A 22,599-nucleotide genomic window follows, 5' to 3' on the forward strand; every position below is an offset into this window, starting at 1 on the left:
TAATTAAATTCAGTTACTCAATATCAAAGTTTCATAGAAAAGCATTATGATAGATTGATATAAATTCATTTAAATTCAAGGAAAGGTCATGTCTACAGATCCAAATTTTCCAGCAACTGAAAACTTAGGTATCGCTGTTTATTCTAATAACGCTGAGGCAATTGGGAATACACCACTGATTCGTATCAACCGTCTTATTACAGGTGGTGCAACGGTCTTAGCAAAAATTGAAAGTCGTAATCCTGCTTTTTCTGTTAAAGATCGAATTGGTGCTGCACTTATTGCTGATGCAGAAGCGAAGGGGCTTTTGAAAAAAGGCATGCATATTGTAGAACCAACCAGCGGGAATACTGGTATTGCATTGGCATTTGTAGCAGCGGCAAAAGGTTATGCTATTACTTTAACTATGCCTGCAAGTATGAGTATAGAGCGCCGTAAAGTATTAAAAGCGTTGGGTGCAAATTTAATTTTAACTGAACCCGCAAAAGGTATGAAAGGCGCAGTTGACGAGGCGGTACGTTTAGCGACTGAACAACCTGAAACTTATTATTTACCACAACAATTTGAAAACCCGGCCAATCCTAAAATACACGAGACAACAACAGGTCCTGAAATATGGGCAGCAACAGGCGGTAAAGTCGATATCCTTGTTGCTGGTGTCGGAACTGGCGGTACTATTTCAGGTATTTCAAATTATTTTGAAAAGGTCAAGCAGCAAGCGATTTACTCCGTTGCTGTAGAACCCGCAGATTCACCAATTATTGGACAAACCAAACGTGGTGAAACGTTAACGCCTGGGCCACATAAGATCCAAGGGATAGGTGCAAACTTTATTCCTAAAAACTTGGATTTAGATTTAGTAGATGAAGTTATTGCTATCGACAACCAAGAAGCGATTGATTTTGCCCGTCAAAGTGCCACTCAAGAAGGTATTTTTGTCGGTATTTCTAGTGGTGCGGCTTTAGCTGCTGCAGCAAAATTAGCTGCCCGTCCTGAAAATACAGGCAAAACTATTGTGGTGATTCTTCCTGATGCGGGTGAACGTTATTTGTCTTCCGTTTTGTTTGAAGATATTTCAGCAGATTAAGATTGAATTAAATCATTTATGTTTATGCTGTTTATTGTTGCTATGGACTAAAAAATAAACCCGCTCAAGTATCAGCAAGAGTGGGTTTATTTTATTGATATTCAGTTTCTATTCTTAAACTTTATAATGAAGACTTTAACTGTTTTTCATGTTGTTTGACTTGTTTCGCGTATCGTTTACCTTGGCGTTTCATTTTACGATTTGTTTGGTAATTTGTGGGTCCAACATTATAGTAGGCTAAGGCCTTTTTCCAGCTTCCTGCACTTTGATTGTATTTAGCCAAGATCATGGTGCCACAGCGTACATTGGTATATTCATCAAACAAATCACCAGGGCAGGCTTGTTGCCAATAACGCGGCATGATTTGGGTAAGCCCAACAGCACCAGATGGAGAGGTAACATAACTACGGTAGCTCGATTCTTGACGTATGGTCGCTGCAATCAGTAAAGGATCTACATCATATTGATCTGCGCTTTGTACAATGATTGGGGATACGCGATTAGCAACATCTGGAGAGACAGAATAGGCTTTTTGGATTCCAGTCGAAAGTTTAGCAGCACGTTTTTGCACAGAGCCACCACCCAAAGACGAGCATGCTGTGATCGCAAGTGTTAAGCCTACTGTAGAAATTATTTTTAACTGATACTGAAAATTCAAAATAAAACCAATGTTATGTATCCAAGATTGCCCTGATGTTAAGTAGCTGATTTAAACCTGTCAATCTATGAAAATTGGTAGATTTATTCGTGATTTGTATCTTAAGCTGTTGGTTGCTTGCTATTTAGGCGTTATTGCTTGAAAAATTAATTTGTTCAATGCATTGAAAGATAATTTTTGTTTTTTAAGTTATTCTTGATAAATCTCTTTAAGTTGTAAGTAAAATTTGATAAAAGAATAATTGTTGATGAATACAAAAAATGTTAATGATTATGGCTAAAAGATATAAAATTTATCCAATAAAGACAATTAAGGACTGGCAAGGTGAAGACTGGGATGTTTATGAAGAGCGAAATACACAAGCTGGGATTATGATCTACAAAGGTTGGATGTACGAGCAAATTGCAAAGAGTCAATATGTTTACATTTTGACCAATGATTTAGCTGAGTTTTTAAAGAAACATGATCAGGCTAAATCTATGAAATTACTAGGATTATCGGTTAAAATAATCACTAGATTTAGACGTGCATTGGGTCTTCAAAAAAAATATGACTATACTTTATCTACTTTAAGAGATTGGATGTTTGAACATCAAGATGAGTTGTTTACTCAAAGCTTTCAGATGTTAAAAGAAAAATATGGATTAACTCAAACTGAAGTTACAAAGTATTGCACCTTTTTAAGAAAGGAAGGAGTTCAGCGTAGTAACAAACTACGTAAGAATAAAATTGGTTATGCAAATCGTAAAATTGTACAAAACAACAAAGACGCACTAGCTAAATCTGAAAATATTTTTGAAGTACAATCGTTATTGAATAAAAAAAATCTTAAAGCTGCAAGGCGAGCGCATAATCTGGTATGTAAAGAACTTGGTATACCTACATTAAATGACATACGTGTACAACGTTTGAATGAAAAAAAAGAGTGGCGATTAGAACATAAAGAGATCATTTTGAGTACACAGTATTCAATCAAAGAGATTGCGATACGACTCAATAAAACTGAACAGGAGATTTTAACTTCTCGTTCTTATTTAAAAGAATTATTAGGTGAAAAAAAACGAGTTTCTCTTCTAAATTGGGTAAGAGAGCATCAACAGGAATTAAATACACTTTCTATAAAAGAATTATGCGAAAAATTTAATTTAACTGTGGGGGCGGTAATGTATCGGAGAAAACTATCGAAACGAAATGAAATACAATAAATTATGTAGATAAAATTAAATGTGGACAAAATATGATCTTTTTTGTAGAGTGTGCTTAATTTAGAACAACTATACAATAACTCATGTTTAATAATATTTATTTTGCTTTGGAAAAATTGGGTCTTACTGCTCAAAAGCGTGCCATGCATGCGTCTTTTTCAAACACTGATCTTAATCAACTGGTATTTTTACAACGTATTGATGGGATGCATGAATTAAACAAAGGCATTCATTTACAATTGATTTGCTTGTCTACGTCAATGAATATTCCATTAAAGCAATTTATCGGTAGCCAAGTGGCTGTCGATATTGTGAATGATAAATCAGAACTCAATCGAATTTCAGGGATTGTGACCCAAGCAGATGTGGGCGCGAGCGATGGTGCGCTGACGATTTACCGCCTGACAGTTGAAGATCCAACCGCACTTTGGAAGCATCGTAGAAATTCCAGAGTGTTTATGAATATGTCTGCGCCTCAAGCAGTTGAAGTTATATTTCAGGAATGGCGCGAGCGAAGTCCATTGTTTGCTTCAAGTCTAACATTGGATAAAAGTGGCTTAACCAAAGACTACGATGTTCGCCCATTTATTATGCAGAATAATGAACGGGATATAGACTTTGTTCAACGTCTGCTTTTTTCTGAAGGGATTAATACTTTAATTGATGAAGCCCAACTTAAAGTATCGAGTTTCAGTGAACAAATTCAACCTCAAAAGCTTCGTTTGATTGACAACAATACTCAATACACCAGCTTAGAACGCAAGAATATTCGCTTTCATCGTAGCAGTCCCACCGAAAGGCAGGACAGCATTATCTCATTTATTGGACAGCGTTCTATTCAGCCTACATCAGTACATATTCAACGTTGGCAAGCCGATGTACTGGAAATAGAAGAAGGTGCAGGCAGTGTTTAAGCAAACACAAGCATAGTGAAAACTACGACAATGCTAGTTTAGCTCTTGAGCAAGTTTGGCACTTTAGCCCAGCATGGATCCAAGACTTGAATGGAGAAGATGGTGCAACAGCATCAGGTAATCGTCAAATTGAACGTTTTAATGAAAATCTGAGTAACTACTATGACTCACAAGCCAAACAATTTACCGCAATATCTACAGTACGTGATGCACATGTGGGTTATATCTTTGAATTAAATGGGCATCCCGAAATTGATCAACACGATTTTTCCGATAAGCAATTCCTAATCATATCGAAGCACTTTTATAATCAAAATAATCTACCAAAAGAGTTGACCCATCAGGTTGAAAATTTGCTTAAGCAAAGCAATTGGCAAATAACCAATATCACGACAAACAATAGTGATGAACGCCAAGCCAATCAGTTGGTGCTACAACGTCGCAATATCACCACTGTTCCAGAATACAATCCATTAAAACATCGTCCGATTGCGTCACCCCAACGTGCCAGAGTGGTTGGACCAAGTGGAGAAGAAATCCATGTGGATGAGTGGGGAAGGATCAAAGTACGTTTTCTGTTTACCCGCAATCAAGATCATAGCCACGATGGTGGTGCTGGTTCCAATGATAACGACACCGATTCAGCTTGGGTGGATGTACTGACGCCGTGGGCTGGTGAAGGCTATGGTGCACGATTCTTACCGAGAGTTGGAGAGGTCGTCGTTATAGATTTCTTCGATGGCAACATTGACAGGCCGTTTGTGGTGGGGCGTATTCATGAAGCGCATCGTCATCCAAGCAAGTTTGATGAAAAAGGTAAACTGCCTGATACCAAAAAACTGTCAGGAATAAAAAGTCGAGAGTATCAAGGCAGTGGCTATAACCAACTTAGATTTGATGATAGTACTGAGCAAATCAGCAGTCAGTTACAGAGCAGTCATGGGGTGAGTCAACTTAACCTCGGTAATTTAAGTCATCCCAAAGAGACAGACACTAGCGAAGGACGAGGTGAAGGCTTTGAACTGAGAACTGACCAGTGGGGTGCATTAAGAGCAGGACAAGGTTTATTACTGAGTACTTATGCTCAGGATTCAGCCTCGGGCAATCACCTTGATGTGACCGCGGGCATAAATCAGTTAGAAAGTAGTCTCAATAACTCTAAAGCATTAAGTGAGGTTGCCAAGAATCAGCAGACTGATCCTTTAGAAGTTTTAGATAATATCAAAGGCTTTATCGACGTATTGGCTCAACAAGATCCGAAAAAAGCAGATGAATTTAAGTCTGCGGTGATGATGTTGGCTTCACCAAACTCAATTGCGCTTACCAGTAATGAAGATATTCATCTTTCAGCAGATGGGCAAATTAGCCACACATCAGGCGACAGCATTAACCTAAGTACACAAAAGGCTTTGATTGGACATGCCAGCGCTAAAATTAGCCTTTTTGCGGCACAAGAAGGTGCAAAGTTATTTGCTGGAAAAGGTAAAGTTGAGATCCAAGCGCAGGGTGATGGGTTGGATATGATCGCACGTAAAGGCATTCAAATCATTTCAACCGAAGACGCAGTTTATATCATCAGTCCGAAGGAAATTAAGTTGGTCAGTGATGGTTCTGAACTCAAGATTAATGGTTCAGGTGTGTTTTCAACCACAGGTGGCTTATTTGAGGTGAAATCTGGGCAACAGAAACTGACTTCCCCAGCTTCTATAAATCCGCCAGCTTTAGACTTGCCTGATTGCTCTGCGAAACAAGGACAGGCAGCTCAAAATGGATCAGCGAAGGTGATCTTATGATGAGTGAGAACTTTCTACAACAAACGGCGATATCCTCTGAACTTCATTCCGTAGAAGCAATTTATCAAAAAATGCAAGCAGTCTTTAGCCAGCATCATCGGCTGTTAGTATTGCTTGATGAAACATTAGCGCCTGATGTTTTTGATGATTTAAAGAAGTGTTTAAGAGAACACAATATTATTTATATTCCCTTGGCAAAAGGCAGTCGCTATAAAGACACGCATCTGTTTTTTATAGAAATATTAGATGAAAAGATATTAAAAGAGATCGGACCACAGCTAGCAGAACATTTACTTAATAATTTTGAAATTTCCAATGATCAGTATTTAGTACATGGTTTTGGGGCTTCTCATTATGAAAATGATCAGTTGAACCAAAAGTTTAAAACCAGTTTGGTATTGCAAGATATTGATTCCAAAATTTTATTTCGATGGTATGACCCACGAGTAATGATTTATTTGGATCAAATATTCAATGAACAGCAAATGAATAGTTTATTGGGAAATTTTACCCAATGGGAATTTATCCATCCTAGTGGATATTTTCACTGGGAAAATATCCAACAGAAAAAATTGCTGAAAAAAGCCATTATCCAAGTGAATGAACAACAATCCTTAGCTTTAGATTTGATTGAAATAAGTAATATTGTTTTTCGAAAAGCGCATGAATTAGAACAAGTCGACATCAATCACTTGAAATCACAACAGATTCTTAAAAATTTATATCAAGGACATGAACAATACCACATTACCAGATATGTCGACTTAGTCAGTTATGGCTTATACGCAGAGGTACTTGGTCACAGCTTTATGAAGCATCCTTATATTGTAAAAGTACTTCAACAATACTGGAACACTGAACCTGAAAATTATAATTTTACTGAAGCGATGAACTTTGTTGCTGAAGATTCTTGGGCATTGATTAAAACAGAAACATTGGAATAAGGAAAATAAAATGGGCGGTGATAAAGAAGCTTTTGCAAGAAAAGAAAATAAAAAAGCCGAACAACGTAGACAGGGAGAAGAGATTTTAGCTGCTCCAAATGCGATAACAAAAGCTGCTAATGCAGCAATACAAGTCAATCAACAAACTTCAGATGCAAAAGGCAGTAAAGACCAATGTAATTTTTGCCGTAAACTTGGTTTGCAGATTTTGCCTTTACGTTATACGGTAACTCAAGACAAAGCCCCACACCTTTCATCACAACTTGGGAAAAATGTAAAAAACGTAGCATTGTCATACTCCAAATATACAACTGAAATGATTGATTCTAGTTATATTTATGCAATGGTGAAGCGAAAAAAAGGTTATCAATGGATCGGGTACATCGTCACACCGCAAGGCTATTTATCATCTTTTCCATTAGACAAACCTGCACCCGTATCTGTGCTTGAGTTTGCATGTAAAGGAAATGAACATGCGTTATTTGCCTCATTTGTCACCATTGAATATATTGCAACGAATTTGGCCGAGAAGGCATATTTGATATACACCCACGCACCTATGACGGATGAAAAAAGAAAAGAATACCAAGCGAAAGCGGATGAATATGTCAGTTCAGGGAAATGGCAATCTATAGATGTTGCAGGATGGGCTAAAGGATCATCACAACAAGAACATTGTTTAAACAATTCAACTTTAAAGGACGGCGTGAGTTTTCCTTTGTCATTTGGCTCAGACCGCTGGAGTAAACTGCTGACTAAATTTGCTGAGAAACCTAAAGCCTTTGCATCTATAGTGCTGTATGACCCAATTGGCATCACTGTAAAGCTAAATGAATATCGAAATGAAGCTTATGCCCCTGTAGATGATTATTTAGAAGCAAAAGATAAATATGGCGTCACAAATCAGCGTAAACTGGATTCAGTGCAACGGGTAGAAAGCATTGAAGGATCACTACTTAAAAATAAAGCAAAAATTGTACAACGGGAAAATGAAATTCATGAACAAACAGCAGAATTTATAGAAAATAGGTATAAATCTACTTTAATTAGGATTGAGCAACAACTTGTATATGCAAGGAAAAGAAATGATACAGCAGAAATTGCACAACTAGAACGAAGTAAGAAAGAGCTTGTCGAAGACCATGAGCGTACGATGAAAACACGGGCAGGTCATGGTGAGGTTGTTGGAGAAGCTAACTTCCAAACTGACCGAAAAGTTCTGCTCGATAATTTAAACTATAAAGAAATAGAAGCGTTTAAGCTGGAAGCAGCACAAAAATATGACACAGCTTTGAAGGTTGCAAACCAACGTGCTCAAGAGCATTTGAACTGGGTTGTTTCTGAAAGTTTATTTGATGCTTTAGATGCCTATGATCAGAAAAATTTACGAAGTGGTTGTGCGTTTAAAGCTCATGTAGCGTCTATATTATTTGGAATGGAAGGTGCGGAAGCAGGTGCAAAACAGTTAGATGACTGGGTTAAAAAGCCATAATTTGAGCGTAAAAATTTATTTATTCGTGGCTTGTATAGTAATCAGTTAGAAGCCAAGGCAAAGCATGACGAACTGAAAAAAGCTGCAACTGATTTTACCGCTGTTGGTCTAAAAGCAATGAAGGGTACAATAGACTTTTTAAAGAAAACTGATTCTGCATGGGATGAATGGGCAAGGAATCAGGGAATAGACAAAAATAAAGGCAATATAGGATTTTTTAAAACGGAAAAGAAAGTGATGCTTTATGTTTCTAACTTTTCTCGAGTGGTGTTTAGAGCGGGTATGGGGTCAACTGCTGAAAGTCGATTTGTCTCTGCAATTTCGCAAAAACTGTTGTTTGCTCAGATGGGTGACTTGGCTGGAAAATTAAGATTTGATCAAGTTGTATATAATATAAACCCTGAAAAATTAAACTCTGGAAATATCAAACTCAGTCCTGAACTTAGTGAAAGAGTCGGTGGTCAGCTGTCAAAAAATGCAAAGGAAGCAACAATTCGTTCTTTGGATGTATTGATCGATGATGCAATGGCAAAAAAGCAACAAGTGGCATTAACTTTAGAAGAAATTGAAAAAGCGGGCAGTAAAGGTATGGCGAACCATACCAATAATTATCATCAGGTACGAGCATCAGGCATTCTTGTATTTATAGAGGCGATTAATTTAGCGCATATGCTTAACTCTGGAAAATATAAAGACTCGGTACAAATTGCTGCTTTGGTGGCATCTGTATCCGCATTGATGGCTTTTGGTTTGGATATCTTTTATGGTCTAGCAAAAGGTGCAAGAGAAGTGGCGACTCAAACATCTTATGCAGGCGCTGGAGCAGCAGCCACACGAGGCGCAGCAAATATTCAAAGAGCAGGTATTAAATGGGCAGCAGGTAGTTTAAGTACTATTGCAGGGGGAATTACTGCTTGGTTAGATTACAACAAAGTTGAAAATTTGACTGGAAAGGAAGGAATACCTACCTCCTTAATTATATTATATTCAGCTCGTGTAGTTACAGGAGCTGCTGCTGCTCTTTTGGGATTATGCGCAACTTTAACCTATATAGGACCTTTAATGACATATTTAAACCGTGTTGGAGGTAGTCCATTGATTCAAAAGATGGGCGCTAAAGTTTTTGGTGAAACTATGGCTAAATATAGTGTTAAAAAGCTTACTCGAGAGATAGTACGGAATGCTTTACTGCGTTGGATTGCTTGGGCAAGTGGTATAGGTTTAATTTTAACTTTAGTTGAAGTCGCCTTTTTAATATATATGGAGGCAACAAAGCTTCAACGTTGGTGTCAGTATTCTACTTTTAGAGCTTTAAAAACCAATAAGCTAATGTCGGAACAACAAGAAGTCGAAGATTTTCAGACACTATTTGCATAATAGAGTAGTCATAGTATGAGTTTAAAAAAAACAGACCGAATGATTGATGAATTGTCAAATAGGCTTTTTATCGTAGAAGGCGAAGTAACTGATCTGTTGACCAGTGAAACCATGCAGAACTTAAATACCAATATACAAACGGGTACAGGTGCAATGGCTGTAGGCTCAGCACTTGTCGGACAGATCGGTACAGCTGCTTTAGCCAGTTTTGCTGCCAGTGATGAAGGAATAGAAGTCAGTGATTTTGCTTTAGAACTCACAGATAAAAATAATCAAAAGCATTACTTTAAGGGATGTTTTCCTGTAGTGATGTTTAAAAAGGGAGATATGGTTAAAGTGATTGCAGAATCGCTTTCGGGTCAAAATAAATATGCTTATGCAGCAACTATTATTGATATAAAGAATAATTATATATGGACTGGGCAAGAAGTTGTAAAAGGAAGAATGCAACATAGAATCACATCTATGAAGTTTGGACTGATTGTTGGGTTCCTATCAGTATTAACTTTCTGTTTATTTGCAATATTTGGTAAATATGGGATTTCACTTATATTTAATCCTCCTATAGGCGGTACTCTGTTCATTTGTTTATTTTTTTTCTTATTTATAGGCTGGCGTGTTGGTGCAAGTTTTGATGAGCAAAGTATTGAATTAGAATCTATTTTAAAAAAACTTGGGTTTAATAAGCCAAGTCGAATGAATTTACAAAATTTTGCATTGAGTGATTTAAGTTGGAAAAATCAAGAAAAAGATTTTATCCATGAGCGTTGGAAAGATTATACCTACCGTATTGATTTAGCCAAACAATATGATGAAGAAAAATATGGAAAAAAATGAGCTTAAAAAAAACAGATCAAATTATTGATGAATTTTCAAAAAGGCTTTTTATCGTAGAAGGCGAAGTAACTGATCTGTTGACCAGTGAAACCATGCAAAACTTAAATGCCAATATGCAAGCAGCTACAGGAGCAATAGCTGTAGGTTCAGCACTCGTTGGGCAAATTGGGAATGCTGCTTTAGCCAGTTTTGCAGCCAGTGATGAAGGGATTGAAGTGAGTGATTTTGCTGTAGAAATTACAGATAAAAATAATCAAAAGCATTACTTTAAAGGATGTTTCCCAGTGGTGATGTTTAAAAAGCAAGATATGGTTAAAGTCATTGCAGAACCGCTTTCGGGTCAAAATAAATATGCTTGTGCAGTAGCGGTTATTGATCAACAAAACAATTATATATGGACAAGTCAAGAAGTCGTTAAAGGGAGAGTAGGGTACAGATTTTCTACTATAAAATTATTTTTGAGTATAGGTATCATAGGTCTTTTTATATTCATACCTTTGTTAATGTTAATAGGAGATGGAATAGCTACATTAAAACATGAAGTTACTAGGCTCATTTTATTTATTTATTTATTTATTTGTTTATTTGGTGGTTGGGTTGTTGGAGGAAGTTTTGATGAACAAAGTATTGAGTTAGAGGCAATATTAAAAAAACTCGGATTTAATAAACCCAGTATGGCAAATTTAAATGATTTCTCAGTTTTCTCAATGAACATAAAGAACAAAATAAAAAGGGACGAATATCCTGATCGTTGGGAGCAATACACTTATCGTTTAGATTTGGCTAAACAATATGATGAAGAAAAATATGGGAAAAAATGAGTTTAAAAAAATAAATCAAAATTTAAGGATATAACCAATATTCGTTACTTCCATTGATTTCACCCCAAATTTTGCTGATTAACTGATATTGGCAGATTAACTCCACCAATATCTCAAAATATGAAAGAAGATGGGTGCAGAAAAGCAGATAGAATCAATCCGATCTAACATCCCGCCATGACCATGAATCAACTGCCCCCAATCTTTTACACCACGGTCACGTTTGATAGCTGACATCACCAAACCACCGAAAAAGCCAAAGATACACACAACCAGTCCTATCAAGGCAGCTTGTAGATAGCTAAATGGAGTAAGCCATGCCATAGCAACACCTAAAGCTGTGGCTAAAACAATACCACCCACTAAGCCTTCAACTGTTTTTGATGGTGACAAGACAGGTGCAACCTTGTGCTTTCCAAAAAGCTTACCACAGACATATTGCAAAACATCGGATGCTTGAACAACCATAATCAGCCAGATTGCTAACCAAATCGGTTCACCTTTAAAACCATTTAGTTTTAAATTGAGTAATGCAGGAACATGGGAAATACAGAAAACACAGACCATGAGTCCCCATTGAATTTTAGAACTACGTTCAAGGAAGTGTTTGGTATCTTCTTGTTTTAAACTGGCAATCGGAATCAGTAAAAATACATAAAGTGGAATAAAAATTGAATATAAGCCGTACCAGTCGATATAGATCAAATAATATTGATAGGGAATAACAAAATAAAAGGCGATAAGTAAAGGAAAATAATCACCACGCCTTGTCGGCAATAGACTGGTAAATTCTCGTAGAGCGAACAGGGAAATAATCCCAAATAAGATAATAAATGCAGTTTGACCCAATAGAATTGCTGCGCCAATGACGATCAACATCACCCACCAAGCATTGATCCGTGCATTTAAATTATCAATCACTGATGAGGGTTTTTGCCCAGCTTTTTGTTTGAGAATAAAGCCTACACTAGATGCAAAAACTAAAATTCCCGCAAAAATACCAAATAAAAGATAGGTTTTATTCAGATTATCTAAAATCATTGATTCTCAACCTCTTTTAATAGTACTAGCTGCTTCTGTGCATAATCTATAAATGTGGCTTTATCCATTTCTAAATGTTGTTCTAAAGGAAAGCCAAAGCATACGGTAGACAGTAAAGGCAAAGGAACAAAAGAACCTTTTGGCATGACACGTCTTAGATTTGAAATCCAAACAGGGACAATCTCAATCTCAGGAAATTGTTTATGTAAGTTATAGAGGCCACTTTTAAAAGGTAATAGCTCAAGATCATCATCAAGATTTCGAGTACCTTCAGGAAAGAAAATAATGGAATACCCCTGAGCAAGAGCGTCTTTTACAGGTTGTAAAGGGTCTGCATTATCTTCGCGATTACGTTGAATCGTGACACCATTAAAGGTGTCTTTAATTAAAAATTGTCTAAAACCATCTTTCAGCCAATAATCTGAAGCAGCAACAGGTTTAGTTTTTCGACGCATCAGTTTGGGAAGTGAGGACCATAGTAAGATAAAGTCGATATGACTATTGTGATTGGCATAGTAAATACGTTGTTTCATCTCAGGCTGACAACCAACCCATAAGCTACGAGCACCAGTTAACAGTCGTGCGCCACGGCGTGTCAAAAATGCGATAAAGCGAGCAATAGAGTGTGATGCTAAATTTCCATTAGAAGAATCTAAGTGTTGAGTCTTTTGCTCTAAAGACTGTTTATTGTATGACTCTTTATCTTGTTCGGAACGTGGTTCAGGTAGTTGATTCATTCTTTAAGCCGATTGATATTGAAGCATTTTATTGTGGGGCAAGCTGTATAATAAGATGACTAAAGTACAAAATTCTACTTTTTAAGTGATTAAAATAAAATATAACCAAACTTAGTTTTGAATAAAAAGTAAAAAGCTTGGTCTCCTTTTCAAATTTATCATTTCTATTTTTTGAATCATAGAAGAATTTTATAGCATTTCAAGATCTTCACTGCTGAGAAGCTGATAATTTTCTTGATTTAAGATCATTAAAACTATCATACGATAACAATTGAATATATCAGCAACTGTATCAGTTGAGGTTAAAATCGCTTTAAATCATTCTAGAAATCAAAATCATTAAAACCAGATATTGTACCAATAATAAAGCAATTTGTAGTTTTAAAAGTTTAAAGCATCCTACAAAACGCTGTGACCAATCACGTCCTGCTTTGGATGCGGGCATCAATTTCATACTCATTAGGGTTTGATCAAATTGTAGGGTTAAGTTTTCAATAGATTCAGTTTGGGATTCTCGTGCAATCATTTTAATGATTTGAGCATCAAACTTAACTCTAAATGAGAGATAGTGATGAAGCCCAGATAATAACAATGTAATGACAATGAACGTCCAAAACTCAAAGGATTGCCAACCTTTGAACAGGATGGCAAAAATAGATAACGCAAAAGCCAAATAACCTGAAAGTAATATAGCTGTGGTTGCAGACAACAGTTGCGCAACCACATAAAAATTCATTTTCATGGCGCTAAACCTTTCAGTTTTAGATGGTAAATTTCTAATTCTTCCAGTTGGGCTTGTTTTAATACCACCCAAGGGCGAGCTTTACGAATAATGTTTACCATTTCATCAATATTAGCATCTTGGTTTTGTTGAATCAGCCAAGCGGTGAGTACAGCGCTACTTCTTGAATAACCTAAGGCACAAAAAATCAGAATATTTTGGATAGAGCTTGCTTCAAGCTTTGACATCAAATCATTTAATCGTGCTACGGCTAACTCAAGCTGATTGGCTTGTAATGGAATCAGATCTAGACTGAGATATTGCTGATATGCCGTTACTTGGTTTAAGGGTAACTCAGCAACACAATCAAATATTGCATTGTATTGGAGGTGCTCTTGTTGTGTTGGAACTCTTCCAATATAGATTTTTTTAAGTTCATGTTGAATGATAAAAGAATCTTCGTGATGTTTTTTGGTCCAAACACGACTATTAAGCCAAGCAAAGATTAAATAAGGCGCAAGCAGTATTTGTGCTGCAACCGTCATTTTGCCATTTTCTTGTTTTTGAAAAAAATGTGGACGTACAAAACTATAGCTATGTGCAACGATAAATAGACTCACAGCAGGGTAAATTAGCCACAATCCCCAAGGTCTAAACTCATAAGCTAAGATAAGGAAAATCACTGAGCCACAAAGGTAATAACTACCAAGCTTTAAATGTTTTGCTGTTAACAGTTGCAGCCCATCTTTTCTAAATGGGGATTTTACTGAAATTGGAAATAACCATAAGCATAAAGCACCAACAAGTATTCCTGTAGGAAGATCAATAAAATGATGTTGCCATGTCGTGAGTACAGAAATTCCAATCAGCACACACCAAAAATCGACCACATATTTCCATGCCCCAGATACATGGCGACGATAGAAATCCCAAAGGATAATCAGCAAAACAATATGTAATGAGGGTGCTTGATTAAAGGGCTTATCGAAGCCCATCAGGACATCAAACCATAGACCGAAAAAACCATCTAAAGGTGGACGTTCAAAACTAAACTTTAAAGGGAACAGTAAGAAGCAACTAATCGAAATGACTTGCGCTAAAAATAGCCTAAGCGCTTGTTGTTTAAGCTCAAATTTGTTCCAACAAAGCAATAAGGAGAGGCCGTAAAACAGGTCAATTGACCAATACGGCACAATCGTCCAAGCCAAAAGTGGAATATGCTTTTCCCAAGCAAAGACAATACTTGGAACATCATTAAGACCTGACGCATATTGATTTGCAAAGCCATAAGTGAGGAAAAAGAAAGGCGCAAGAAAAACTAAGCAAAGTACGCCCCATTTCCATGTCCCAGTTTCTTTGATTAGATTACTGCTCATAAAATTTTTATTAGGTTGATAAAGTTGGAGATTTTTAGAATAATCGGAAACAATCTCTGTATCCGTAATGTGTGATTCAGAATCAGATAGAGTATTCATTTCAGTTATTGAATGATTTGGTTTTAAAAGTCTTTCTTTAGGTAGGTGAACCTCTTGAGAAAGGATATTTTTAATTTCCAATGCAAATTCTACGCTATCTGCTTGAATCCAAATTGTAGAAAATGCAAAATCATTTCCTATTGTTATTTTTTCATCGCCAATTAAATAAATAAGTTCAACAAAATCTTCATATGGTTCAAAAGGCGATTCTGAAATGACCTCAATAGGATAAATTTTTTCTAATACATTTAAAATATGTGTTACACACTCACGCCATTCATAATTATCACCATCAAAATCTACATCATAATTCAGACGGAATTGGTTTTTAGGCCAAAGTGGAAATCTACGCATATCTTCAAGTGTGTACATATTCTTTAATCCATTTCTAAGTTAAGTGCGCATCCTTGCACATTTGATTGATCCTAACTTGATTACATGGTGTCAAAGTTTCTGTGCGACTGAGACGGTAAATATTCCAAACTCATCAATACATTGGTCGACCTTTTTAAAGCCAGCAGCTTCAACAAGTGCATCCATTTCCGCTTGTGAGCGTAAACGCATTACCCATGCATCACCTTCACGATGTGAGGTTAGTGCGCGCGCAATAAACTCTTGCTGCGGGTGCCAAATTTGACCAGTATAAATCAAATAACCATCTTTAAGGATTGCTTTACTTAAGCCCTCAAGTGATTGACGTAGCAAATCATTGTCTGCAAATAACTCATATAAACCCGAAACCACTGCAAGTGAAGGTTTTGGTTTAACAGAGGCCAAAGACTGTGTATCAAATGCATCTGCTTGAACAAATTCAGCAATGTCATTGAGTCCACGTGTTGCAATCATTTGCTGACCAGCTTGTACATTGATATCGCTATAATCACGCAATAAGATTGAATCTGGTCGTTTTGGTAGTTGAACCACAGCATCTAAAATATAACGCCCATGACCAGAAGCAATATCCATAATGCTCAATGGTTTATGGTTTTTAATCAGAATATCCGCATATTTCTGAACTAAAAGTTCAATATTCTGTTTACGAACACGGATTCCACGCCAACCAATCGCATTTAAATATTGGCGGTCTATGATGTTGCCAATAGGATTAGAACTTTCAGGTTGGTTACGATAAACAAAATCTAAAGTGCTTCCAGAGTCATAGCCAGTGTCTTCACCAATTTTTAAGCCTTTTGATAAATGACTACCAATTTTTAGATTCTTTTTTGTAATTTCCCAAAATGCATTCTTTATTGATTTAGCGGGTAATGGTGAACTGAGATCTTCAGCTATAGCGCAACTTGGACCAATTTTGTCCGCATTTAAAACATCTGGAGCTTGATATTCAACCGCAAAACATTGCTGGATAAATCTGCGTATTTTTTCTGTTGCAATATGGCGATCTTTTTCGCCTAAAGTATCGTGAAAGAAACCCTCTAAAATATGTAATTCTTTTTTAGGATGTGGAAGCTTTTGGTAAAATTCACGTTGCGGTTTTTGAAAAACTACAAAATCTGAACCTGAACATAACACCTGAGTCGGCACAAAGATATTTTGTGAGTCAGCAACAATACGCTTAGAGGCATCATAGAGTCCAAGCAACATTCTCACCGAAATTGCTTTAGCAATTTTAGGATCGGTATCATAGCTTTGAGCACGTTCTTCATCATGGGTCAGCATTTTGGCTTTAACATAACTTTGAATGAAAAAATTACCACGAATTTTTTCCATGACTCTTAAACTTGGTTCGGCAAATGGCACATAAAGCTTAATATCAAAAGCAGGGGAAGCGAGACACAAGGCGCGAATTTTTGGCGCATAATCATGTACCCATGTTGCAGCTAATACAGCACCTACACTTTGTGCAACCACAGCAATGTTTTTGGCGTCGATGCCATAGTTTTCTTCAATATGCTGTACAAAATATTGAATATCTTTTACACATGTGGAGAAGCTAGGTGCATCACCACGTTCACCTGGTGAATCGCCGTGCCCACGGGCATCCCACGCAAAGAAATCAAATTCACTTAAATTGAGTTCATTAACTAAATGCGCCATACGTCCTGAATGTTCATGGCCGCGATGAAACAGAAGAATGGCTTTTTTTGTTTCGCTTGGAGTGTTGGTCGACCAATGTTGATAAAACAATTCTGTTCCATCATGACTCTTAAAGGTGTGATGACTGTTGTTATACATACGAATTTACCCTAAATATGAAACTGTTTTATAACGCTGTTTTTAAACTATTTTTAATTCGGTTATAGATGGTTAAACTAAGTAGTAGACCAATTAAAATGAGTATGCCATTACAGATTAAGCTGAGAAGTTGTAAATTTGTAGTGAATAATGGCGTGATGACAATCACGACAGTGATTAAACTAAACCAAAATGCGCGATCACTTTTCCCCATTGGGCCGTCATAACGACGTTCTTGACCAATCAGTGGGGCCATAACGCCCGTGTATTCACTTAAAATTGCAAGAAAAGCGACTAATAAGAGTAATTTTGCATTAATAAAGCCAAAAGCAATCAAGCATAGATAGAGTGCTGTGTCCGAAATAACATCACACAACTCATTGTAAAACGCACCTAAGTTGGATTGTTGTTTAAATTCACGGGCAAGCATTCCATCGATGGCGTTGAAAGCCATTCGTAGCAGCATCCACAAAGGAAAGAGCAATAACCATCCATTTACAGCATGATTCAAATAATACTGGTATAGAAAAAAGCTTAAACCGAGCGATATAAACATCGCTAATAATGTGACTTGATTTGCCGTGATTCCGATATTAAAAAGCTTTTTAACAAAAGGGCGTAGTAAGTTTTGAAATGCTGGTTTTAATTGATAGATTGATGGCATTGTTCTAGTAATATAAGGTATATGATAGGATTTTAATCAAGTTTTCCATGATTTTACAAGTATTAATTTTCATCATTTAAATTCGTGATGTTGGGAGCTACTGACATTTCATAAAAGGTTCGCGTTGTGGGCTAAAATTGCATATGAGACGTATACATCGTAGTGTATTGAGTGAGATTGATTAGAGAAACTATTGGCGAGTTTTACTGCTCAGGCTGAGATAATTTAGCCATCACCTGAGCAAGAACCAAGAAATATTTTGTTTATAGAGAGGGTGTGCGGGGACTAGAATATTTTTTCAGCAACGTCGTTAGCTTGTGAAATGATGTTGCTCATCTTTTAGAGTGTCTAAATTCAATATTTCATGCCTCGTATCATCTAAAATCATTTGTAGCCGCAAACGCAGACAAATTATCAACAGACCCTAATTTAAAATTTCTATGAATGGTCCTATAATTCAAATATCATCTTAATTTTGATCTTGTTTATGCTATGACACCTGCTTGTAAAGTTTTAAAATCAAATAAAATTGAATTTTCTGTTCATGAATATGAACATGATGTAAATGCAAAAAGTTTTGGCTTAGAGGCTGCTGAAAAATTAGGTTTAAATGTCGAAGAAGTTTTTAAAACCCTGATGGTAACAGATGATAAAAACTATTTTGTTGCCATCCTTCCAGTGAATCATCAATTAAATTTAAAGAAAGTAGCGAGCGCCTTTGCTTGTAAAAAACTACATATGGCTGATCCTAAAGATGCAGAGCGTTTAACTGGATATTTAGTTGGTGGAATCAGTCCTGTAGGTCATAAAAAGCGTTTAAAAACGGTAATTTGTGAAAGTGCACAGCCGTTAAGTAAAATGTATGTGAGTGGTGGGAAAAGGGGCTTGGATATTGGGGTTAATCCACTAGATTTAGCGAAGGTTTTGAGTGCGAATTTTGCTGATATTGTTGATGAATAATCCATCCTTTTATTGATGAATTTTAATTAAAAATAATAATGTTACTCACTATGTTACTCACAAAAAGATTTGCTCAAAAATAAAGCCACTGAAGTGGCTTTATTTTTTGAATCTATATCTAATATTACAGACTGGACATATGAACTAAACCAATAAATCTTCCGACCATCCTTAAATGGCTTCGTGTAGCGTCCTTCTCTAATTCTGGCATCTAGTGTTTCTGGTTCTATATTCAGCAAGTGAGCAAATTCGGCTCGCCCAATTCTGCGTTCTTCTTTTTGGCTTACCAGTTGCTCAACAAGTCTTGTTAAATGTTTGAGAGATTCAGATTCAATTTTTAATGCGACCATTTCATCACCTCAACAAGCTTTCTTTCTAGTGCGCTTCATATCAGCAGCAATAGATTGAGTAGAATTAATAATTAATTGTTCAGCCTGATTAATATTATCAGAACTGTTCATGTAACAAGCAATCGCATTACTAGCTATGCAATAACCAAATTTAACTGCTATTAAGGTTTACTACAGAACAAGTGAAGTCAGTTTTAGCGGTTCAACAGCTAGAGATGATACTAGGGGATTTATTACACTGGGAACTGTAGATGCGACGCGACATATTTTACAAGCAGTTGATTGATCCCGTTTTGACTTAATAGTTAAACTGAAGTTTTTTCTAAGAATGTTACTTGATCTGGATCAAGGCGTATGGCATATTTTAGCTGTAGTGGACGAATTTATGGTAATCCACACAGTTTAATAGATTTGTATACCCACTGATTCCATCAAGTGGGTATTTTTTTGAGATATACAGCTAATGAAATGGATTTTATCGCTAACTCTTATAATCGTATCTACGACAAGTTTTGCTTATCAAATTACAGATTATTCAGGGAAATGTTTTACACAAAATGAGAAAAAAACTTATTCCTGTTCAATTCAAAAAGGTGTAAGTGCTGGTGGAAAGTTTGTATACATAGAATTTGATCAAAAAGAATATTTAATTGAGCAATCAACAACATGTGGTGGTAAATGTAAACCTTATTTGGGTACAACTCCAGAAAATGTATTGTCTGCTAAAAATTATAAAAAAGATCAATGGAGTTGTTACAAGCAAGAGCAAGGCAATATGAATATTTGTTATATGCTAACCAAATAAATTAATTTTTAAGGAGCTCATCGAAAGGTGAGTTTTTTTTTCATAAAAAACAAATCTGTAATGATTAGGTGCTAAGATACTATTGAAGAATAGGAAAAAACATGAACATTTGTATTGGTGGTCCTTGGCATGGAAGTAAGTTGCTTGGGAATGTAAGCCATGAGAAATTTTTCAAAATTAAAGGTTCTACATCAAAATCAATTACAACCTATTATAAAAAAATAGTTAAGATTAAAAATCAAGAGTATGTATTTTGGGTATCTGATGAGTTATTAGATTTGCAGGCTGATGAAATAATTAAAGATTATTTAGTAAAAAATTTTCAAATTCAATAGAGAAAACATATAGTCGTTAAAAGATATAGATTGATAGTGATTGTTTAGAAAATTATAGAATGTTACGTATTTCATTGAGATAGAGATTATCTGGCATTGCATATTTATATATTTAATGGATAATTATGTTTTCTTCCATGGTTTTTTACATGCCAATCGTTAATGTTAAAAAGCTTGATAATATTCTTAGTAAATTATTTGAAAGTAAAAGAATTCCAAAAATAATTTTAATTGGCTATAAATCATATAGTGATCTTATGAATGACCGAAAATTTTTTGAAGATGTAGTGGGCTCATCAATAAAACCCAGCAAACGAACTTATAAAAATATTAAAATAAAAGTAACCCAAGATGATAATCAGCTTGAGGTTAGATGTTTTTCTTGAATTTTTGAAGATCCTATTAGCATGAAAATTAAAATTGGTTTACTTATTTTGAAAATTGAGTGCAATATTAGATTAAAATATTATATTAGTATCCTACGCTAATGAATAAAAATAAATTTTTATAATAGTTTTTACTTCTGTATTAATAGTTAGCATATTTTTACTAGGTTTTTCCGTTTATAAGATTTCTCAAGCACGAAATAAAAATAACATCTTGAAACTTTCTAGCGATGCTAAAAATTCATTAGTCGATATTGCTAAATAGAATTACTTATTCGATATAGATCGAACCAATGAAAATACCATAATGATTTTTTAAATTTTATCGGCTACTTAGTGATTGATTTTTTGATCCTGTTACTCTTGATTATGAGCTTTTTCATCATCTTTAGCTGAATTTTGTGCTTTAATTGAGCATGAGCTGAATCACAATTAAACAGTTTAAGGATGAAATGCAGGTTATGAAATTCAAATTATGAGATGAGCATCTTAAACAGCTTGAAATAGACAGAATTAAAAGCGGTGATAGTGAAGGTACTGATGATCTTACATCAGTAAAAATAACTATTCAGGTTGTTGATGCAAGTAAGTAAGCCCTCCTCGATAAGGGATTACATCCTAAAAAAAGTACAAAATTAAAATCTTAAATTTATCAGTTTTATAATTATGTTATTGAATTGACTGATTTAAAATTAAGTTGTAAATTACCATGTTACATCTTAGATGATTAAACAGTGACCTTATTTTTTCGTTTTTTTATTTCGGTGCTCCTAATATTAATATTCTTCATGTTTATGTATATTGTTATAAAGGGTATTTGAGTCTGACATATTTTTTAAGCAATAAGAAACCCGCATTAAGCAGGTAAATACTGAGTTTCTTTTTTGGAGTAAACCATTGTCTAAGTATGAGGTGCTTTGTTTATAGCATCAATAGAATTTCTCTTTTTTAGTTTTATAAAATTAACATGATATAGCTATCCAGAACTCTAGATAAGCTTCACACATCAAATAATAGAATGACACCTTGCCCTAAACTTTTAAAATTAGCGTCAGGGCAGGGTAAACAAATCACACGATGTATCATTTACTATTGCTAATTACAATGAGTGTAATACATTGAAAGATGTAAAGAATAAGGCTTTTAAGTGAGGGTTAAACTTTTAATTTTGTATAATCTTTTAAAATATTGGGATGAAAAGTAATTGTCAGATATTAAATTATATTCGCTAAATAAGAGCGTTGTTACACTTGTTAAGACTCAATCTAGTGACTTTGAAGCGCTTGTTGCTATTCGAATTGAAGCAATGTTTGAAAGCCTTAAGCGTCTTGGTCGTTTTGATCCCATACGTGTAAGAGAGCGTTTTCGAGAAGGCTTTAATCCTGAGTTTACTCGCTATATAGAAGTTTCTGGTGAACGAGTAGGTTTCGTGGTTGTTAAACCTTATATCGATGGAATGTTACTTGACCATCTCTATATTAAACCAGGTGCACAAGGTATAGGCATAGGTTCTGTAGTTCTTCGTCATATCTTCATGGAGGTGGATGAACTTGGTTTGTCATTGAAAGTAGGAGCTTTAAAAGAGAGTGCTTCAAATCGATTTTATAGTCGTCATGGTTTTCAATTCGTGGAAAGTAGTGAATTTGATAACTACTATGTTCGTCATAATGGACAAAGTGGTTTGGGGGTGGATATTTGACTTAAACTTATTTGTTATTTAGGAAAATAAATAATTTAGAACGAGCGAATGCAGTGCGAATTGATAATGAAAATTAGATGAAGCATGACCCTTAGATTGAGAGTA

The 22,599-nt window shown here is 35.5% G+C and carries 20 protein-coding genes and 1 pseudogene; 13 read left to right on the top strand and 8 right to left on the bottom strand.

The window, feature by feature from the left end; genetic code table 11:
* The first annotated feature begins 88 nt into the window (after nt 1–88).
* On the top strand, nt 89–1,087 hold the full coding sequence (gene cysK, locus WFN33_RS01365) for a cysteine synthase A (RefSeq protein ID WP_336950968.1): 999 nt from the start codon (nt 89–91) through the stop codon (nt 1,085–1,087).
* A gap of 121 nt (nt 1,088–1,208) precedes the next feature.
* Here cysK and WFN33_RS01370 read toward each other — a convergent pair whose 3' ends face one another.
* Nucleotides 1,209–1,745 (bottom strand): lytic transglycosylase domain-containing protein, encoded by a 537-nt coding sequence (locus WFN33_RS01370; protein ID WP_336950969.1) that lies wholly within the window; start codon nt 1,743–1,745, stop codon nt 1,209–1,211.
* A gap of 272 nt (nt 1,746–2,017) precedes the next feature.
* Here WFN33_RS01370 and WFN33_RS01375 point away from each other — a divergent pair, with 272 nt between their 5' ends.
* From WFN33_RS01375 to WFN33_RS01405, 7 genes and pseudogenes are all read left to right on the top strand, one after another.
* Nucleotides 2,018–2,950 (top strand): hypothetical protein, encoded by a 933-nt coding sequence (locus WFN33_RS01375; protein WP_336950970.1) that lies wholly within the window; start codon nt 2,018–2,020, stop codon nt 2,948–2,950.
* A gap of 83 nt (nt 2,951–3,033) precedes the next feature.
* Nucleotides 3,034–5,657: pseudogene (locus tag WFN33_RS01380) on the top strand (type VI secretion system Vgr family protein).
* The gene (locus tag WFN33_RS01385; RefSeq protein WP_336950971.1) at nt 5,657–6,601 is read left to right on the top strand and encodes a DUF4123 domain-containing protein; all 945 of its coding nucleotides are present in this window, start codon (nt 5,657–5,659) and stop codon (nt 6,599–6,601) included. Before WFN33_RS01380 ends, WFN33_RS01385 begins: the two are co-directional and overlap by 1 nt.
* Before the next feature lie 10 nt (nt 6,602–6,611).
* Complete coding sequence (locus WFN33_RS01390) at nt 6,612–8,093, top strand: T6SS effector BTH_I2691 family protein (protein ID WP_336950972.1); 1,482 nt, start codon at nt 6,612–6,614, stop codon at nt 8,091–8,093.
* Nucleotides 8,094–8,123: 30 nt separating this feature from the next.
* Complete coding sequence (locus tag WFN33_RS01395; protein WP_336950973.1) at nt 8,124–9,470, top strand: hypothetical protein; 1,347 nt, start codon at nt 8,124–8,126, stop codon at nt 9,468–9,470.
* A 15-nt stretch (nt 9,471–9,485) separates the two neighbouring features.
* Nucleotides 9,486–10,307 carry a putative type VI secretion system effector gene (locus WFN33_RS01400; protein ID WP_336950974.1) on the top strand — a complete coding sequence of 274 codons (822 nt, stop codon included), beginning with the start codon at nt 9,486–9,488 and terminating at the stop codon, nt 10,305–10,307.
* Nucleotides 10,304–11,128: a putative type VI secretion system effector gene (locus WFN33_RS01405; protein WP_336950975.1), complete on the top strand. Its 825-nt coding sequence runs from the start codon at nt 10,304–10,306 to the stop codon at nt 11,126–11,128. Before WFN33_RS01400 ends, WFN33_RS01405 begins: the two co-directional genes overlap by 4 nt.
* Nucleotides 11,129–11,224: 96 nt before the next feature.
* Here WFN33_RS01405 and WFN33_RS01410 read toward each other — a convergent pair whose 3' ends face one another.
* The 6 genes from WFN33_RS01410 to WFN33_RS01435 form a co-directional block, all read right to left on the bottom strand.
* The gene (locus tag WFN33_RS01410; protein ID WP_004719987.1) at nt 11,225–12,169 is read right to left on the bottom strand and encodes a phosphatidate cytidylyltransferase; all 945 of its coding nucleotides are present in this window, start codon (nt 12,167–12,169) and stop codon (nt 11,225–11,227) included.
* The gene (locus tag WFN33_RS01415; protein WP_336950976.1) at nt 12,166–12,906 is read right to left on the bottom strand and encodes a lysophospholipid acyltransferase family protein; all 741 of its coding nucleotides are present in this window, start codon (nt 12,904–12,906) and stop codon (nt 12,166–12,168) included. Before WFN33_RS01415 ends, WFN33_RS01410 begins: the two co-directional genes overlap by 4 nt.
* A 313-nt stretch (nt 12,907–13,219) precedes the next feature.
* Nucleotides 13,220–13,648 carry a hypothetical protein gene (locus WFN33_RS01420; protein WP_336950977.1) on the bottom strand — a complete coding sequence of 143 codons (429 nt, stop codon included), beginning with the start codon at nt 13,646–13,648 and terminating at the stop codon, nt 13,220–13,222.
* Nucleotides 13,645–15,003, bottom strand: coding sequence for a phosphatase PAP2/dual specificity phosphatase family protein (locus WFN33_RS01425; protein ID WP_336951466.1), 1,359 nt, complete (start codon nt 15,001–15,003; stop codon nt 13,645–13,647). Before WFN33_RS01425 ends, WFN33_RS01420 begins: the two co-directional genes overlap by 4 nt.
* Before the next feature lie 543 nt (nt 15,004–15,546).
* Nucleotides 15,547–17,295: a bifunctional alpha/beta hydrolase/class I SAM-dependent methyltransferase gene (locus WFN33_RS01430; protein WP_336950978.1), complete on the bottom strand. Its 1,749-nt coding sequence runs from the start codon at nt 17,293–17,295 to the stop codon at nt 15,547–15,549.
* Between the two features lie 28 nt (nt 17,296–17,323).
* Nucleotides 17,324–17,959, bottom strand: coding sequence for a CDP-alcohol phosphatidyltransferase family protein (locus WFN33_RS01435; protein WP_336950980.1), 636 nt, complete (start codon nt 17,957–17,959; stop codon nt 17,324–17,326).
* Between the two features lie 492 nt (nt 17,960–18,451).
* On the opposite strand from WFN33_RS01435, the gene ybaK reads away from it, so the two are divergent.
* Nucleotides 18,452–18,919: a Cys-tRNA(Pro) deacylase gene (gene ybaK, locus WFN33_RS01440; protein WP_336950981.1), complete on the top strand. Its 468-nt coding sequence runs from the start codon at nt 18,452–18,454 to the stop codon at nt 18,917–18,919.
* 53 nt (nt 18,920–18,972) lie between these two features.
* Here the strand turns inward: ybaK and WFN33_RS01445 are convergent, their stop codons facing one another.
* Entirely contained in the window at nt 18,973–19,269 is a 297-nt protein-coding gene (locus tag WFN33_RS01445) for a hypothetical protein (protein WP_336950982.1), read from the bottom strand.
* Between the two features lie 463 nt (nt 19,270–19,732).
* On the opposite strand from WFN33_RS01445, the gene WFN33_RS01450 reads away from it, so the two are divergent.
* The 4 genes from WFN33_RS01450 (at nt 19,733) to WFN33_RS01465 (ending at nt 22,494) form a co-directional block, all read left to right on the top strand.
* Nucleotides 19,733–20,074: a hypothetical protein gene (locus tag WFN33_RS01450; protein ID WP_336950983.1), complete on the top strand. Its 342-nt coding sequence runs from the start codon at nt 19,733–19,735 to the stop codon at nt 20,072–20,074.
* Between the two features lie 101 nt (nt 20,075–20,175).
* A complete protein-coding gene (locus WFN33_RS01455; protein WP_336950984.1) occupies nt 20,176–20,409 on the top strand; it encodes a hypothetical protein in 234 nt (77 codons plus the stop codon).
* A 149-nt stretch (nt 20,410–20,558) separates the two neighbouring features.
* On the top strand, nt 20,559–20,795 hold the full coding sequence (locus WFN33_RS01460; RefSeq protein WP_336950985.1) for a hypothetical protein: 237 nt from the start codon (nt 20,559–20,561) through the stop codon (nt 20,793–20,795).
* 1,306 nt (nt 20,796–22,101) lie between these two features.
* Nucleotides 22,102–22,494, top strand: coding sequence for a GNAT family N-acetyltransferase (locus WFN33_RS01465; protein ID WP_336950986.1), 393 nt, complete (start codon nt 22,102–22,104; stop codon nt 22,492–22,494).
* Nucleotides 22,495–22,599 lie beyond the last annotated feature (105 nt).

It is taken from the genome of Acinetobacter sp. AS167 (assembly GCF_037152175.1).
In the GTDB taxonomy this organism is placed as follows: domain Bacteria; phylum Pseudomonadota; class Gammaproteobacteria; order Pseudomonadales; family Moraxellaceae; genus Acinetobacter.